This is a genomic window from Vibrio sp. 10N.222.54.E6, from assembly GCF_041473955.1.
GTDB lineage: Bacteria > Pseudomonadota > Gammaproteobacteria > Enterobacterales > Vibrionaceae > Vibrio > Vibrio tasmaniensis_A.
Genome location: NZ_JBFRTD010000028.1, coordinates 99,306 through 115,490 on the forward strand (window position 1 = coordinate 99,306; position 16,185 = coordinate 115,490).

At 43.7% G+C, this 16,185-nt stretch carries 16 protein-coding genes; 8 read left to right on the forward strand and 8 right to left on the reverse strand.

What is annotated here, in order from left to right; translation table 11 throughout:
- Positions 1-158 precede the first annotated feature (158 nt).
- Genes AB4513_RS16140 through AB4513_RS16150 form a run of 3 tightly spaced genes read right to left on the reverse strand, consistent with a single transcriptional unit; the run spans position 159 to position 2,034 of the window.
- A complete protein-coding gene (locus tag AB4513_RS16140; protein ID WP_009845734.1) occupies positions 159-572 on the reverse strand; it encodes a biopolymer transporter ExbD in 414 nt (137 codons plus the stop codon).
- Positions 569-1,270 (reverse strand): MotA/TolQ/ExbB proton channel family protein, encoded by a 702-nt coding sequence (locus AB4513_RS16145; protein ID WP_009845733.1) that lies wholly within the window; start codon positions 1,268-1,270, stop codon positions 569-571. Before AB4513_RS16145 ends, AB4513_RS16140 begins: the two co-directional genes overlap by 4 nt.
- A gap of 2 nt (positions 1,271-1,272) precedes the next feature.
- A complete protein-coding gene (locus AB4513_RS16150) occupies positions 1,273-2,034 on the reverse strand; it encodes an energy transducer TonB (RefSeq protein WP_009845732.1) in 762 nt (253 codons plus the stop codon).
- Between the two features lie 160 nt (positions 2,035-2,194).
- Here AB4513_RS16150 and hutW point away from each other — a divergent pair, with 160 nt between their 5' ends.
- The 3 genes from hutW (at position 2,195) to hutZ (ending at position 4,856) form a co-directional block, all read left to right on the forward strand.
- Positions 2,195-3,604 (forward strand): heme anaerobic degradation radical SAM methyltransferase ChuW/HutW, encoded by a 1,410-nt coding sequence (gene hutW / locus AB4513_RS16155; protein ID WP_009845731.1) that lies wholly within the window; start codon positions 2,195-2,197, stop codon positions 3,602-3,604.
- Positions 3,605-3,662: 58 nt separating this feature from the next.
- On the forward strand, positions 3,663-4,184 hold the full coding sequence (hutX, locus tag AB4513_RS16160) for a heme utilization cystosolic carrier protein HutX (RefSeq protein WP_009845730.1): 522 nt from the start codon (positions 3,663-3,665) through the stop codon (positions 4,182-4,184).
- Between the two features lie 141 nt (positions 4,185-4,325).
- Positions 4,326-4,856: a heme utilization protein HutZ gene (hutZ, locus tag AB4513_RS16165; protein ID WP_004731858.1), complete on the forward strand. Its 531-nt coding sequence runs from the start codon at positions 4,326-4,328 to the stop codon at positions 4,854-4,856.
- 53 nt (positions 4,857-4,909) lie between these two features.
- Here the strand turns inward: hutZ and AB4513_RS16170 are convergent, their stop codons facing one another.
- On the reverse strand, positions 4,910-5,824 hold the full coding sequence (locus AB4513_RS16170) for a chemotaxis protein (RefSeq protein WP_009845729.1): 915 nt from the start codon (positions 5,822-5,824) through the stop codon (positions 4,910-4,912).
- A 232-nt stretch (positions 5,825-6,056) separates the two neighbouring features.
- On the opposite strand from AB4513_RS16170, the gene ppiC reads away from it, so the two are divergent.
- Complete coding sequence (ppiC, locus tag AB4513_RS16175) at positions 6,057-6,386, forward strand: peptidylprolyl isomerase PpiC (RefSeq protein ID WP_269667539.1); 330 nt, start codon at positions 6,057-6,059, stop codon at positions 6,384-6,386.
- Between the two features lie 283 nt (positions 6,387-6,669).
- Entirely contained in the window at positions 6,670-8,055 is a 1,386-nt protein-coding gene (locus tag AB4513_RS16180) for an alpha-amylase family glycosyl hydrolase (protein WP_009845727.1), read from the forward strand.
- A 166-nt stretch (positions 8,056-8,221) separates the two neighbouring features.
- Here the strand turns inward: AB4513_RS16180 and AB4513_RS16185 are convergent, their stop codons facing one another.
- The 4 genes from AB4513_RS16185 to AB4513_RS16200 form a co-directional block, all read right to left on the reverse strand.
- Positions 8,222-10,093, reverse strand: a complete 1,872-nt coding sequence (locus AB4513_RS16185; RefSeq protein ID WP_009845726.1) for a methyl-accepting chemotaxis protein — start codon at positions 10,091-10,093, stop codon at positions 8,222-8,224.
- 456 nt (positions 10,094-10,549) lie between these two features.
- Entirely contained in the window at positions 10,550-11,920 is a 1,371-nt protein-coding gene (locus AB4513_RS16190) for a YjiH family protein (protein ID WP_009845724.1), read from the reverse strand.
- 228 nt (positions 11,921-12,148) lie between these two features.
- Positions 12,149-12,823 (reverse strand): YoaK family protein, encoded by a 675-nt coding sequence (locus AB4513_RS16195; RefSeq protein ID WP_009845723.1) that lies wholly within the window; start codon positions 12,821-12,823, stop codon positions 12,149-12,151.
- A 150-nt stretch (positions 12,824-12,973) separates the two neighbouring features.
- The gene (locus AB4513_RS16200; RefSeq protein WP_170962705.1) at positions 12,974-13,456 is read right to left on the reverse strand and encodes a GFA family protein; all 483 of its coding nucleotides are present in this window, start codon (positions 13,454-13,456) and stop codon (positions 12,974-12,976) included.
- Positions 13,457-13,488: 32 nt separating this feature from the next.
- On the opposite strand from AB4513_RS16200, the gene AB4513_RS16205 reads away from it, so the two are divergent.
- From AB4513_RS16205 to AB4513_RS16215, 3 genes are all read left to right on the forward strand, one after another.
- Positions 13,489-14,136, forward strand: a complete 648-nt coding sequence (locus AB4513_RS16205) for a hypothetical protein (protein WP_009845721.1) — start codon at positions 13,489-13,491, stop codon at positions 14,134-14,136.
- Between the two features lie 123 nt (positions 14,137-14,259).
- Positions 14,260-14,559 carry an isoamylase early set domain-containing protein gene (locus tag AB4513_RS16210; RefSeq protein ID WP_009845720.1) on the forward strand — a complete coding sequence of 100 codons (300 nt, stop codon included), beginning with the start codon at positions 14,260-14,262 and terminating at the stop codon, positions 14,557-14,559.
- Positions 14,560-14,781: 222 nt separating this feature from the next.
- A complete protein-coding gene (locus AB4513_RS16215) occupies positions 14,782-16,074 on the forward strand; it encodes a peptidoglycan DD-metalloendopeptidase family protein (RefSeq protein ID WP_009845719.1) in 1,293 nt (430 codons plus the stop codon).
- Positions 16,075-16,185: the final 111 nt, after the last annotated feature.

Sequence of the window (16,185 nt, forward strand, 5' to 3'; positions counted from 1 at the left end):
TTCTTTTGATGGAACGTAATCGCGAAGATGCTTTGTGAACAGCCTGTCCGCATGTTGAGTTTGAATTGATAGAGAGCTGGCTTTGGTTATTTGGTCTTATCAATCAAGAGTCCAATCTCATAAAAGGTGCTAGGTCTCATGAAAATTTAAGAGTCGTTCTAGCCTTCCTCCGTGAGTAGTTGGGTTGCTGGAATGCCGTTTTCTTGTAAGAACGACAACAACTTCACTAAGTTCTCTACGTTAGCTGCTTTATCGGCGCCAATGATGATTGGCTTCTTATCCGATGTGCCCGTTTCTTCTAACAGTGCGATCTTAAAATTTTCCCAGTCGATGTACTCTTGGCCGTTGATCGCCCAGTAAGGTTCGTGATCTAAGATATTGACGCTAATTGAATCTTTATGAACTTCAGAAACGTTTTTAATATCAGAACTCGGAAGCTCCACTTCTAATGACTCCAACTTCACTGATGCTGTCAGCAAAAGGAAAACCATCACGATAAATATAATGTCCAGTAAGGGTGTTAAATCCGGAACTAAGCTCTGTGTTTGAGATGAGTGTGGCGTTTTAATCATGCTTGGCTCACATCACCGATAGAGGCTTTGCTGACAGGAGTAGCTTGAGTGTCGCCAGACTGACTGGTTTGAATTGACATGCCTTCTAGCCAAACATTCACATAATTCAGAGTGTGTTCTAACTGAGCTAGCACTCGATCGGCCCATAGCCCGAGTAGTTGTGCTCCTGAAATCGCAGGAAGCGCAATCATCAAACCCGCAGCAGTGGTTCTCATTGCTAATCCAAGGCCGTCTGCCAAATCATTAGGTGTGATGCTGCCTGTTGTAGCGGCAACGCCTTTAAACATCTCAATAAGCCCAAGTACTGTGCCAAGCAGGCCAATTAGCGGACTGATGACGCCGATCAAGCCAAGCAGTCTTAAACCAGCATGAAGCTGGTGGCGTTTCTCTTGTAGCCAAATCCCTGCTGCATCTTCACGTAAACCTTTTGAGAAAGAGTGGTGAGCAAGCAGCATCGACACGCCCTTGTACAGCAGAGGTCGTTTACCAGAAATAGATTGTGCTAATGCTTCGATTTCTTTGCTATTGGTTGGTGAAATCTGATTGAGTTCATGACGAATAGCGCGTTTGCCAACCCCAATGCTTAGCATGACTTGGAAGATACGCTCTGCGATGATCATTGCTGTTAATGCTGAACAGATTAGAAGAGGCCATGTCATTAGGCCAAGTTGATCTTGTAAGTAACTGATTTGTTGCATGGTTAATCCAACTTAAAACGAACAGGTATTTGCACACGGTGAGCAATTGCTCGACCATTTACAGTATGAGGTGAGAACTTCCATTTCTTAATGGCTTTCAAGGCAGCGTTGTCGAGCATTAGTGCGCCTGATGAGTTGACTAATGCCTGTTTAATTTGTTTTCCTTCAGCATCTAACCAGATCTCATAAGTTGCGACACCTTCAACGCCTCGGCGCCTTGCTTGGCGTGGGTAGCTTGGTGGTGTTGGACGAGCTGAAAAAGAGGGCCTAGTGATTAACACCGGCTCTTGGTTAGATACGCCTTGATTAACTTGTCGAGGTTGGTTGGCGGACTCGTCCATATTTTTATCGACTTTTTTGTCGGCCAGCTTTTCTGGTTGAGTCACCGGTTTTTTTTGAATCGGCTTTTTCTCGGCTGTCTTCTCCACAACCTTTTTCTCTACTTTCTTGGGCTGAGGTTTATTGGTGATCGCTTTTTTCTTTGGTGCAGGTTTAGCTTGCTTTGGCTCTACTGCTTTCGGTTCGACAGGTTTAGGTTCTGGGTGTGAGACCGTTTCCTTGATTGGCTCAGGCTCAACTGGCTCTGTAACGGTTTTTTTCTGATCTTGTGAGGGAGCGCTCTTTGGAGTGAAGTTGATCGATACCGTGTTCGATTGGCTACCTGCAGGCATTGCAAAGACTTTGGATTCTTGAGCGACAAATAACATCGCCGCATGAATCACTAACGATGCACCGCCTGCAATAACATATCTAGGTACGTTCACATTCAATCCTTCACCAAATCTAAAATATGTATCGGATTATTGCTTAGAATCTAAATAAGATCAATTATCAATTGCATTATCATTTGCGTCTATTTATGATTCTCTCAGTTTTAGCAAACAGTCTTCCAGGCTTTGCTATATAAGTGTTTAGAGAGATTATATGAGCGTTGATATACATAAGTTTGATGAATCAATTCTGGGCATTTCTAGCCCAGACCCACTTCGTTTTGCATTTGCCAAAAAGCAATCTGCACATGCTGGGGGAAGCTCAATCCCGGTCGACCCGAGCAAGAAATTGGAAATCTTTGATGAATTGATGCTGAGTGAAGGAAAGAAACAGGATAAACGTTGTTTGTATATCCATATTCCTTTTTGTCGCGTGCGTTGTACGTTCTGCAATTTCTTCCAAAATGCCGCAAGCCGTAAATTAGTGGATGAGTATTTTGATGCACTGATGGTTGAGCTAATGCAAAAAGCCAAAACCTCTTGGGCTCAGTCTGGACTATTTCACGCCGTCTATATTGGTGGTGGAACACCCACCGATTTATCTCCTCTACAAGTTGAGCTGTTAGGTAAGGCTATTCGTCAACACTTCCCATTAGCGAACGATGTGGAAATGACCTTAGAAGGGCGGATTAATCGATTTGGCGACGAGATGTTTGCTCGTTCGCTGGAAGGTGGCTTCAATCGTTTCTCATTCGGGATTCAAAGTTTCAATACTCAAGTTCGACGCAGTGCTAAGCGCTTGGATGACCGAGAAGTTGTGTTGGAACGTATCAGTTCACTGAGTCGCACTGAACAAGCGCCTATCGTTCTTGATTTGCTATACGGGTTGCCACACCAGTCTATGGAAGTATTTCAACAAGATTTAGAAGACTACATGTCGACTGGCGCACACGGTATTGACCTCTACCAACTGATTGTTTCGGGCAACGCGCCTATGCTTAATCTTGTTGAGAAAGGAAAAATCCCACCACCTGCTAATACGCCAGATAAGGCGAGTATGTACTTGGCGGGCGTTGAGTTCATGGCAAAGCACAAGGTTAAGCAACTGAGCGTGAATCACTGGACTCGTGATAACCGCGAACGCAGCATTTACAACAGCTTAGCGAAAACTTATGCCGAAGTTCTACCCATTGGTTGTGGCGCTGGTGGCAACATCGGTGGTCATGGTGTGATGCAACATCGAACTTTAGACAGCTACATGGAGTCTATAAAGCAAGGTCAATTGCCAATAGCCATGATGACCAAGCAAAGCTCACTAGAGCCAATCTTCTCTTCATTGAAAGCCGGTTTTGATTCTGGTGTTGTAAGAAGAAGTACGTTGCCGAGTTTTATGGGGCAAGACACGTTTGACTACCTGAAGCCTCTGTTTTCACATTGGGAAAAGAATGGCCTAGTTGATCTTTCGGAAGATTACCTGAGCCTGACTATAGCTGGCAGCTTCTGGGCGGTAAGTCTTGCACAGAGTGTGATTCAAGTGCTTAACACTGAGTATCAGACCTTGCACCCAGCACCAACTGCCTCTGGCTTGGGTGCTCACCCGCATGCAAGTTTGAAGCACGCTTAATCTCGAATTTTTAGTTTATAACTTACGTAAATCACTCGTTTATACGGAAACTTATTCAATGACAGATACAACATTCGCAATGACAGAAACTTTAGAACAACGTGTCGCACGCATTCTAGAAGAAGAATCAAAACTGCTTCCTACAGCGATTGCTGAGAAGCTAGGTGTTTCAGAGGTTGAAGTTGTCGCTGCTTTTCCTGGAGACATGGCGGTGATGTTAGATGGCAGCCGTGCTCAAGATATTCTAGAAGGTTTGGTTGGTTGGGGCCCAGTGACCACAATTATCCATTCATTTGGCTCAATCTTCGAAGTAAAGGCGCCGTTCCCTAAAGGCAAAGTAGCGCGTGGTTACTACAATCTGATGGGTAAAGAAGGCGAGCTGCATGGCCACTTAAAACTGGATAACATCAAACATATTGGTTTGGTGAGCAAGGCGTTCATGGGGCGTGAAAGTCATTACTTCGGTTTCTTCAGTGAAACAGGCGAGAACATCTTTAAGATTTACCTAGGTCGCAATGAAAAGCGAGAGCTGATTGTCGACCAAGTTGAACGCTTCAAAGCACTAAAAGAACGAGCTTAAGTACAGTCAACATCAAGCTTAAATAAGATTGCCAGCTAGCTTAAAGAAAATATGAATGCTCGAGGTCCACTTAGTTTACTAATGAACGCTCAACCTCGGGTAAAAATAATAAATAAGAGAAAGTGAAGAAAGGAATTATCGATGGAACAACAAGTAAAACAAGAACGCCTACAAGGTCGCCTAGGTCCAGAAATCAAAGAGTTTCGCCAAGAGCGCCGTACCCTTCAACTTGCAACGGTTGATGAAGAAGGTCGCCCGAACGTAAGTTACGCCCCTTTCGTTCAGAACCAAGAAGGTTATTTTGTTCTAATTTCTGATATTGCTCGTCATGCTCGTAACTTGAAAGCAAACCCTCAAGTCTCTTTGATGATGATTGAAGACGAAGAGAGCTCGAAGCAGCTTTATGCACGTAAGCGTTTAACGTTTGATGCTCAGGCAAGTGTTGTAGAGCGTGAAACGGAGCTTTGGACTCAAGTGATCGGCCAGATGCAAGAGCGTTTCGGCGAGATCATTGATGGTTTAAGCCAACTTCAAGATTTTTCTCTATTCAACCTTAAAGCAGAGAATGGCCTGTTCGTAAAAGGTTTCGGTCAGGCATACCAAGTATCTGGCGACGACTTAGTGGATTTCGTTCACCTGCAAGAAGGTCACAAAAAAGTGTCTAACGAGTAAGCTCGTTTAACGGATTACTTTAGGAGCCCTCTAATGTGAGGGCTTTTTTGTGTCTAAGCAGTCATAGCCGCGTCGTTTAGGACTTTCGCTCCGCGCAACATGGCTTCGATTAATTCGCCTGCATTGAATTTCTCTAGCGCTTCATGTGCTCCCACCTGATTGGCTCGGTCAACACATATCTCACTGGATAGTGAAGTATGTAAAATACAGTAGGCATGACTGAGTGCGCTGTCGTTTTGTACTTCAAATGCAAGTTCATAACCATCTAACCCGGGCATCTCGATATCACTCACGAGAAGATCAATTGCTGTACCTTTTGCAGCCTCACCTCGCATCAGGTCAATCGCATCTAAGCCGTTATTACAAATGCTGTAAGGGATGTTGATGCTGTCTAAGGCATCAGACAGCTGTTTTCGTGCGATCAAAGAGTCATCAACCAGTAGAATATTCAGCGCTTTTAGGCGTTCTCTTTCGACATCAGTCAGCATCGGAATATGTGCGTTTTCATAAGCAGGGTAAATCTTAGAAAGTAATAACTCTACGTCGAGCATCTGCACGATACGATCTTCAAAACGTGTAATGCCGGTAACAAACACATTGGTTCCTACACTTGCGGGTGGCGACTCAATACTCTTCCAGTCACATTCAATGATTTTATCAATCGAACGAACCAAGAATGCTACAACGGTTCTTAAGCAATCTGTCACGATGAGCACACAGTCTTGGTATTCAGTCGGTGTGATCGGTCGAAACCCAATAGCCGCAGACATATCAATAACTGGAACCGTAAGTTCGCGAATAGTGACGGTACCAATCACGTGGTGATGAGAGTAAGGGATTTGGGTCATTGGCTGGAAAGGAACGATTTCTCTGACCTTAAGCGTGCCTATCGCAAAACTTTGAGTGAGGGATAACTTGAACATCAGCATTCCCTGTGACTGACTCGCTTTACTTATCGGTTTGGCCATAAGTGGCTCCTACTTAATACGCGCTTAATCTATAAGGATTAATTTAAAGGGAAATGGCATTCGCAGCAAGTCACTATGCGGTTTTTAAAGATCTTTAAGGGGGTTGTTTTCGGTTATAGAGTGAAGAATGACGATTCTTGGGTTAAAATCACGCTAAACGCAGGCGTTTGATGGACTTTTGTCGACAAGTCGTTAGCCGTAAGCAGAATTACAACAGTCAGTACGTTGATGAATTCTACGTAATCATCGCAAATCAACTGACAGCAACAAACTGAGAATTATCATGGCAAGAACAGCAGCAGCGCTTCATATTTTGGTGAAGCATAAAGAATTAGCAGAAGACATCATGACGCAGCTTAAAAAGGGCGCTAAATTTCAAACGCTAGCGAAGAAGCATTCAACCTGTCCATCAGGTAAAAAGGGCGGCGACCTAGGCGAGTTCAAAAAAGGTCAAATGGTGCCTCAGTTTGATAAGATTTGTTTCTCTGGCGAGACACTTGTACCACATCTGGTAAAAACAAAATTTGGCTGGCACGTAGTGAAGGTTCTTTACCGAACTTAGTCATTGATATGTGTTAGATTGAATAAAAGGAGCGTAGATACGCTCCTTTTTTGTCATTTTTGGGCGCATTTAAAAACATTATGGCTGAGTGTTCATCCCGGACGTTATGCGATAATTGGCGCTACGCCCTTAACTATCCACCTTGACTAATCGGTGGGAGGAGGAGGGGTTTTAATGAGTAACTCATATAATAAATACCATTCTTAAGGAAATTTATGCAGCTTTGCCTTTTAGCCTTTGTATTTATCTAGAAAGCTGTAAACGAGTTTGGTAGGAGAACAACATGGAGAGTTCAGCTATGTTAAGCACCCCAGCGACAGATGTTATATTGCATGCTTTTGACTGGTGCTACGCTGACGTAATGAAGAACGCCCCTCTGATTCAAGAGTTGGGTTATAAATCTGTTTTAGTCTCGCCGGCAATGAAGTCGTTACGAGGGCCTAAAGGCTGTGATCGAGATACAGGTACCCAATGGTGGCAGCGCTATCAACCCCAAGATTATCGTGTGATCGATAATCAGCTTGGTGATACGCAAGACTTCACTGCAATGGTGAACACGTTAAAGCAACATGGGCTTCGTACCTATGTGGACGTTGTGTTTAACCACATGGCTAACGAGTCGAGTATTCGCGGTGATTTGACGTATCCAAATCAACAAGACATGGCGTCTTACCAACAAGATTCTGAGTATTACGAATCCGTTCGTTTGTTTGGTGATCTTTCTAAACCTTTGTTTGATGAGAACGACTTTGTCGAAGCGTTTGGTATCAAGAACTGGAAAGACACTTGGGAGGTGCAAAACGGACGTATTACTGGTGGAGCAAGCGATCCAGGCCTGCCAACGCTGTTAGACAACGACAATGTGGTTACACAGCAGCGAGCTTACCTAAAAGCCTTGAAAGTGATTGGTGTGAAAGGGTTTCGCATCGACGCAGCGAAACACATGACACTGTCACATCTACGTAAGGTTTGGACTGATGATATCTGTGAAGAAATGCATATCTTTGGCGAGATCATTACTGACGGTGGTGCAACCAAAGAAGAGTACGAACTGTTCCTCGAGCCTTACCTTAAACACACTCGTTTAGGGGCGTATGATTTTCCGCTATTCAATACCATCTTCAAAGCTTTTGAAGAGCAGGGCAGTTTTAAGTCTCTGATCAACCCATACTGTTTTGGTCAAGCTCTGTCGAACATGCGAGCGATCACTTTTGCTGTCACTCATGACATTCCAAATAACGAGGTGTTTTTGGAACATGTGATGGATGAAGTCGACGAGCAATTAGCTCACGCCTTTATTCTTGGACGAGATGGCGGTGTGCCGCTTGTTTACAGTGAGCTCAGCACCAGCGGTATTCTGGACAAGAGTGGCCAACCTCGTTGGCTTAACGACTGGCAAGCGCCTTATATGAAAAACATGATTCAATTCCATAACCATGTTCATGGCGAAGCGATGCAGGTGGTTGAAGCCAATGATGACTTGTTGGTGTTTGTTCGTGGCGACAAAGGCATTGTGGTGATTAATAAATCGAAACGAAGCAAGACGGCCTCATTAAATTGGACAGGCGCTGTGACGGATCTGTTGTCTGGCGAAGTGTTCGAATGTGTTGGTAAGGACTTAACTATTAAGGTTGAATCCAACCAGTGCATGATGCTGACGACCAACTAGCTCGAGCCTGTTACGAGTTAGAAAGCAAATTTTGCAAAGAAAACCTTGAAAAGAAAACCCCGCTTACTGATTACCAGTAAGCGGGGTTTTTTATATAAAGCTGTTTATTGCTTACTAAACAGGGTGTTAGTTAAACAAGGTGTTAGTTAGCTAAACGCTAAGGCGGTTAAACCGTAAACTTGTTTAATAGTTCGTCTTGTTGGCGAACATTGTCAGTTTGAACTTGCATTGCTGTGTTTGCGTCTTGAGCTGCGTTCGATACCTGTGTTGAAAGGTCTTTGATCTTAACTGTGTTGTTGTTGATCTCTTCCGCTACTAAACTCTGCTCTTCAGCTGCTGAAGCAATCTGAATATTCATATCAGAGATGCGCTGAATCGCGTCGCGGATGCGGTCAAGTGAAGAGTTTGCTTGCTGAGCGCGTTCAACGGCGTCAGTGGCTGTGTCTTTACTTTGATTCATCGCGTTAGATACAGAGCTTGCACCCGCTTGGAGCTGCTCAATCATGTTGCGGATTTCAGTGGTCGATTCTTGAGTACGTTGCGCCAGAGTGCGAACTTCATCGGCAACGACTGCGAAACCACGGCCCGATTCACCAGCACGCGCCGCTTCAATAGCAGCATTCAATGCAAGTAGGTTGGTTTGGTCTGCGATATCGTTGATTACTTTAAGAATCGTCTCGATATTTGCTGTTGCTGATTCAAGTACTTGTACTTCTGCAACCGCTTGGTCGATACGTGCTGAAAGGTTATCAATCGCTTGAGTCGTGTCACTTACTACAGATGTACCGTCTAGTGTCGCATCGTCAGCTTCACGAGCCGCGGCGGCTGCGCCTTGAGCGTTGTTTGCTACTTCCGTTGCGGTAACGGCCATCTCGTTCATTGCGGTGGCTAGCTGTTCAAGCTCTTGCAGCTGAGTATTCATCGCATTCGCTGACTCACCCGCGCCTTTTACTGTGATTTCAGTGCCACGTTTAATCTCAACACCAATCGCTTTGGATTGAATGATTTGATTTTGCAGGTTTTCAGTAAAGGTGTTGAAGCCTTTCGCAAGGTCAGAGAACTCTTTATCTGTATTGGTATCTAGACGTTTAGTTAAGTCACCTTGTCCGCTCGCAACATCTTGAATGGCTTGGTTAAGCGTCTCAAGCGGGCGCATTAACACACGAATAAGGACGGTTAATGCAATGATGCTGAGAATAACCGCAATTAAAGAGTAGATTATCGAGCTGTTTTTCAGATCTTCAACGGTTTGGTAAGCGATCTCTTCATCAAGTATTGCGCCGATGTACCAATCTTCACTTGGGATGTGAGTGAAGTTCACTAGGAACTTTTTACCGTCGACTTCAATTTGTTGAGATCCCTCGCGAATAGTCGCTTGTGGCAGGTAGCTTGATAGCGTTTCGCCATTGTTCTTAGCATTAGGGTGAGCAATCGTCGTGCCGTCGGCAGTGACTAGGAATAAGTAACCCGCGTCAAACAAGTTCACTTGGTTTACCAAGGTCGCAAGGTTGGTCAGTTCTAGGTCGTAGAACATACCCGCAGTAAAGCGGCCGTTGTCTTTAACTGGCGTACCCACTGAGATGATGACTTTTTTGCTTGATGCATCCACATAAGGAGCTGTCACAACTAAACTGTTTTTGGATTTAGCATCAATGTACCAAGGGCGGATTCGTGGGTCATAATCTGGCCCCGCGTCCCAACCGTCATCATTCTCAATCACGAAACCGTTTGCGTCATAACCAAAACCAACCGCGAGAAAACTGCCTTTAAGTTTTGGCTTTTCTAGGATGTTTTGAACGTAGGTACGATCTTGAGGGTTGATTTCAATGACTTCAGTCGTCGACTGAGCCAGTGCTTTCTTAGCATTCATCTCTGATGCTACGGTGTTCTTAATACCAGAGACCATCTCTTTCAGGCTTGCATTGACGTGGTTCTCTACAGCACTTTTTACGGTGTAAAGTTGCTGTATTGAAAGCAATGATACTGTCACTAATAGCAAGGCTGATGATGCTGCAACCACCTTATGGCTAAATTTCATTGTGTTTTCCTCTTCTCACAAGCTTTGCGAAAACTAAAGCTAATCGTGTTTTTGTAATTATATATATATCGACATTGTTGGGATTTACTTGAATGTAATTTCACAAAATAGACTACAAAAATACAACAACCCGCACAACGTAAAACTCAGTTAATTACATACTTGCTACTTTTGTTTTTTGGTTCAATGAGTTAAAGAGTTGGCTTAATCAAAGGCAAACAAAGTGAGGAGGGTATTAATTAGGCTAATATGCGTATGATTTACTATATAAGGGAGAGGTGTAAGGGAATTAATATGAAATCAAATGATATTCTCAATTCGTATATTGGCGATATTTCAAACAGGAGAGTGTATGTATTTTAAACCGGAGAGTGAATATATTAGGCAAAAAAAGCCCCACAAAAGTGAGGCTATTATAAATCAGGTTATTTATTACACTGTATCAGTGCGTCTAATTTAAAATATTAGATGCGCTACACCAGCGATAACCGGAAGTGTAATTAACGTACGTAGAATAAAAATAATAAACAGTTCAAGGATATTCACGGGAATCTTACTGCCTAGAAGCAGAGCGCCCACTTCAGACATGTAGATCAGCTGAGTTACCGACATTGCTGCAATAACAAAGCGAGTCATCTCGTTGTCGATAGAAGCGGCAAGGATCGCTGGGATGAACATATCCGCAAAACCAACAACAATGGTTTCAGATGCTGCAACCGCTTCAGGTACACCAAGTAGCTCAAGGAATGGAATGAAAGGCTGGCCTAGGAATGAGAACACAGAGGTGTATTCTGCAATTACCAATGCCATTGTACCTAGCCCCATTACAACAGGAAGAACGCCGAATACCATGTCGACTGCGTTACGAATGCCTTCACCAAATACAGACTTAGCAGACTTCACTTGTGATGCCTTATTTACCGCGAGTTCAAGACCCCAAGAGAAAGTCGAGTGACCCGCTGGGATTGCATCAGCATCTTTGTGAGGTTTTGTACCATCAATGAAGGTGTCTTTCTTCATGCTCAGTGGAGGAAGGCGAGGGATGATTACCGCGGCCACAATACCTGCTAAGCAGATTGCTGCGTAGAAGGGTAGGAATAGGTGCTCTAGTTCTACTTGAGCAATCACTACAAGGCTGAACGTGATAGATACTGCTGAGAAAGTCGTACCAACAACAGCGGCTTCACGTTGAGTGTAGAATTTCTTCTCGTACTGTTTGCTTGTAAGCAGGATACCAACGCTGCCGTCACCTAACCAAGAAGCCATACAATCGATAGCACTACGACCCGGCAGGTTGAAGATTGGACGCATCACTTTACTTAGTAAGGTGCCAAACAGTTCTAACAAACCGAAGTTAAGTAGAAGTGGTAATAGTAAACCGGCAAAGATGAATACTGAAAATAGAGTCGGCAATAGGCCCTCTAACACGAGACCACCGGTGTTTTCTTCCCAGATAAACTCAGGGCCAACTTGGAAGAAAGCCATGAATGCTGCAGCACCACCGATAATACGAACCAACAACCACAGTGGAGATGGGTTGAAAAGGCCGTTTAGAAATGAATTCGATTTAATGAATGTAGGTTTGAAAATGGTGCTTAACACGGAAGCTACAGACATGAAGGCAACGATTGCAGTGATAATAGCAACTAGAGACTCACCGAAAACCGCTTGAATTGATTTGGCTAGAATAGCGACAGGGATCGTGAGATCACCTTGGTAGCTAATTGGCGCCATGAAGAGGAACAAACCAATCAGAGATGGGATTAAGAAAACCCAGAAACTGCCTTTAGATTTCTCTGGTTGAGCAGTATTCGTGTTGTTAGACATGTTAATTATTCTCGTATTTCTACATGTAAAAAAGCCACATCCTTGGCATTTTTATTCTCTAAACATCCGTATTTTCTCATTGGGTGCAAGATTACCGAGTATTAATATCACTTGCAATACTATTCATCAAATATCGCTAAATATTCACGCAGGTTATTCTGCAACAAATTATGAGTTTAGAATAAAGTGTTGCAGATGTTACATATTCTCATGGTTATTACTAGGCGTTTATAAATTTACTGAGGCTTCAGTTCGATAAGTTAGGTAGAGCCAGTAGCTAAACGCGACAATGAACGCGAAAGAGGCAGGGAAAGCCAGTGCCAAAATTTCAAAGCGCTGGAACAGGCAAGCACCACTTAAACCACCAAACAGAAAGCCAACAACGATGAACATAAGAAGTTTGGCTTTACGGCGGTCAAAAGGCATCCCCTTTAAGCGTGCGCCAATCATGATCCCAAGGTCTGTGATGATCCCGCTCATGTGTGTGGTGCGAATGATCGCCCCGCTATAGGTGGTGATCATTGCGTTCTGCAAACCACACGCGGCTGAAGCGAAATACTGGCCTGAAGTGTAGCCTTGTAACAGTGCCCAAAGCGCCAAGAACAGCAATCCACCCTCAATACATAGCGCAACACCGTAACGGCGTCCTAACTTCAATGCTTGATTTTCGATAAAGAATCCGCTGAACGCGGCACCTAGCATAAAGCTCATAATGATTAGCAGGAGGTGCATAGAAGTTGAAGTCGGCGTGAGCAGGCTGCTGCCAAGTAAAGACATGGTGCCTGAAATATGGGAGATAGCTTGATGTTGGAAGCCGAGTAAACCAATAGCATTAACGCTGCCAGCAAGGCCCGCTAACAGTAAGGCGCCGTATTCAACCCAGCGAGGTAGTTTTGAAATCATGTGGTTCACCCTGGGTTAAAAAGAGGAGCCGATTATAACGCTAGCGAAAAGATACGCTAGCGTTGTAGAACGTTGATATTTGATCTTAGGCAACAGTCTTGCAGTTTGTTCCAATACTGTTTCTTTATAGAGATAATGGTCAGTAACAAGCTAGTTGTAATGACTCATCTGATGGTCAAATTTGACCCATCCGTGTTTGCGTTCTTCGTAGACTGAAAAGCTTGGTAGCGGAAAGTCTTGCTCTTTAAATAGTCCGAGCGGGACGACATAAAAATCGGCGGCGGCAACCGACTGCAATAGCATGGTAGTGCCACATTTAGGGCAAAACTGGTAGGTGACTTCATTGCCCGTGTCACTGATACGTGAAAAGGAAGTGACCTCTCCGTTGAGTGTCACTTGTTCTATGGGAAATCGAGCCTGAACCCCGAACACACTTCCGGTGCGCTTCTGACATTCATAACAATGGCATACGGAGGTGCGTTGAGGCTCGCCTCTGCAGACTAAATTGACGGCTCCACAGCGGCATTCGCAACTTCTGATATTCTTCTCTTTAATATGATTGATATCCATCCATGCTCCACTTCTGGTTAACCCTGTATTGATAATTATACTAAAGCCCTTTATGGTCTGCACAACTGGATGAAAACAAAAGAATATAATTGCTCATGAAAAAGAAAATCTTACCTATACCTCTGATTTTACTGATTCCTATTGTCATGCTGGTTGTGGTGATACTGGCGGGTATTTATCGCTTTAGCTTAAGTGACGAAGAGATCTTGGCGAAGTTTCCTTCTTCTCAAGTCAGTTATGACCCTGTTGTTGAAACCGTTTTTGATTTGAAGACGACTAACCCATGGACAATCAAAGTTCCTGAAACCAACGCCTACGCCTTTATTAATGAAGTCGATGGACCAAGATCAATCGCGTTTGGGCGGTATGACTCCGGTGTTGAGCGTGGTGTGGTCACCGTAGACACCAACAACCTTTCAAGTGTCACGTTAGGCAAGGCGAGTTTCTTTGTTGCACCTATGTGGGTATCTAACCAAGGCAGTGGCGTTTTCTATTACCTTGGCCTGTTTAAACATGACCAGCATCGAAGCCGCGTCGTGTTAGTTGACCAATTCTTTCTTGGTGACCGGGTGAGAATCCAAACTTTAGAGATTACTCAGCTGCTCGATTCACATAGCAAACTCTCTGGGGAAGGTTTTATCGGCTTTACTCGACATTCTGCGGGACAATCTTTTCCAGAATTGCAATCTGAAAAGGTGTTAATGAGTTTTTCTTTCAATATGCAATCAATTGATGGGCAGTGACATTTTTGTTAGGACAAGGAACTGTTGTTTATGTGAGCTAAATTACATATTATCTTAAGTAGATGAATGAAATTTAGACACACTTAGCTTTGTGTCTGCTTACTTTACAAATGGAGCTTGCGAATGATTAATAAACGTTTTTTTAAGACGAAAGATGAAGTTGAAGTGACTTTCGAGCTAGAAGCTCAAGAAGCTAATTCCGTATCTATCGTTGCCGACTTTCTGGATTGGAAAGCGACCCCAATGAAAAAACTGGCGAAAGGGAAGGTTTACAAGTTTAAAACTCGTCTTCCGAAAGATGGTGAGTTTCAATTTCGCTACCTAGTTGATGATCAACAATGGGTGAACGATGCGAATGCTGATCGTTATATCCCGAATGAATTTGGTGAAGATAATTGCTTGGTATCGACAGTTAACGCTTAGTTGAAATAGCATGAATTAAAAAGCAGGAACGAGATGTTTCTGCTTTTTAATGTCTAAATCGTTGGTTCATTAATTTTTTGAGTTGTGCCTATTTCATTAACGGTAACTCAATGACTTAGCCGAGATTGCGCAGATTCACATCATATTATGACAATGCAATGATGATTTATACGCCTGAAAAGCATATCCTGTGCTTTTATATCGTAGAAAGACCTGTTTACCGTGTATTCAAAAATATTTTCCTCTCCGTTTGCTGAGCTTTCACCTGTAAAAAAAGCAGCAATTTTAGGTCTGCCACTTATTGCAGTGATAAGTGTTGCTTTGCAATATTCACCATCAAATCTGACGAAAACGATCGATCTTGATTTGCCAGACTCAACCGTTATTGAGTCAATTCTGTCACCTCCTTCTGCTACCGTTATCGAGCCACCGACGTTTGAATATCAAATTCAATCAGGCGATAACTTAAGTAGCATTTTCACTCAGCTTGGGTTTTCTTATAACTCGATGATGAGCGTGATGGAAACCGATTTGAACTTCCTTGCGTTAGACACGCTTCGTCCGGGTAATACATTACGCTTTTGGCGTGACGAAGCGACGGGCAACCTTTCAAAAATGGAACTTCAATTTAGTGTCGCGGACAAAGTGGTTTATCGACTGCTTGATGACGGCAGCTACGAATTCGAAGACATTTCTATTCCGGGTGAATGGAAGCAAAAGCCTTTAGTGGGCGATATCCATGGCAGTTTCTCTATGTCAGCGAACAAAGTTGGCCTGAACAGTATTGAGATTGACCATATTGTGACTCTTCTTAAAGATAAGCTGAATTTCAGCCGAGACTTACGTGCGGGTGATCAGTTTGAAGTGCTTCAAAAAGCGCAATTCGTTGATGGTGTCGCAACCGGGAAACGTGAAATAGAAGCCATCAAGATCATGAACCGTAACCGTGTTGTTTCAGCGTACTTACACACTGACGGACAATATTACGATGCCAATGGCGATAGCTTACAACGCGCTTTCCAACGTTACCCTGTGAGCCGTGGTTGGCGTCAAAGTTCTCAGTTTAATCCTAAGCGCTTACACCCTGTGACTGGGCGAGTCTCTCCGCATAACGGCACAGATTTCGCGACGCCAATTGGCACACCCGTTCAAGCAACAGGTGATGGTAAAGTGATCATGACTCGTAAGCACCCATATGCGGGTAACTATGTGGTGATTCAGCATGGCAGCACATACAAAACACGCTACCTACACTTGAGTAAGATCCTCGTTCGTAAAGGGCAAACGGTATCTCGTGGTCAGCGTATTGGTTTATCAGGTAAAACGGGCCGAGTGACGGGGGCGCACTTACATTACGAATTGATCGAACGTGGTCGTCCTGTCAATGCAATGAAAGCAAATATTCCGATGGCCGATTCCGTACCTAAAAAGGAAAAAGCGACATTCGTAGCCGCTAGAGATGAAGCCGACAAGCTATTAAAGAAAGCTCTAGAAAAACAATCGAATAATAGCTAGCAGCTGACTATATGTCGTCAAGGTAACCGTTAGCTAGATGGTTGCGAGTAATGATGTAGCCTTTAAAGCCGTGAGTGCAGAACTAAATACTTAAATGTTTAGTGATACGCT

Coding starts and splice junctions, on each gene's coding strand:
- AB4513_RS16140 (WP_009845734.1), bottom strand. CDS start 572: ATGATTAAAACGCCACACTCATCTCAAACACAGAGCTTAGTTCCGGAT.
- AB4513_RS16145 (WP_009845733.1), bottom strand. CDS start 1,270: ATGCAACAAATCAGTTACTTACAAGATCAACTTGGCCTAATGACATGG.
- hutW (WP_009845731.1), top strand. CDS start 2,195: ATGAGCGTTGATATACATAAGTTTGATGAATCAATTCTGGGCATTTCT.
- hutX (WP_009845730.1), top strand. CDS start 3,663: ATGACAGATACAACATTCGCAATGACAGAAACTTTAGAACAACGTGTC.
- hutZ (WP_004731858.1), top strand. CDS start 4,326: ATGGAACAACAAGTAAAACAAGAACGCCTACAAGGTCGCCTAGGTCCA.
- AB4513_RS16170 (WP_009845729.1), bottom strand. CDS start 5,824: ATGGCCAAACCGATAAGTAAAGCGAGTCAGTCACAGGGAATGCTGATG.
- AB4513_RS16180 (WP_009845727.1), top strand. CDS start 6,670: ATGGAGAGTTCAGCTATGTTAAGCACCCCAGCGACAGATGTTATATTG.
- AB4513_RS16185 (WP_009845726.1), bottom strand. CDS start 10,093: ATGAAATTTAGCCATAAGGTGGTTGCAGCATCATCAGCCTTGCTATTA.
- AB4513_RS16190 (WP_009845724.1), bottom strand. CDS start 11,920: ATGTCTAACAACACGAATACTGCTCAACCAGAGAAATCTAAAGGCAGT.
- AB4513_RS16195 (WP_009845723.1), bottom strand. CDS start 12,823: ATGATTTCAAAACTACCTCGCTGGGTTGAATACGGCGCCTTACTGTTA.
- AB4513_RS16205 (WP_009845721.1), top strand. CDS start 13,489: ATGAAAAAGAAAATCTTACCTATACCTCTGATTTTACTGATTCCTATT.
- AB4513_RS16210 (WP_009845720.1), top strand. CDS start 14,260: ATGATTAATAAACGTTTTTTTAAGACGAAAGATGAAGTTGAAGTGACT.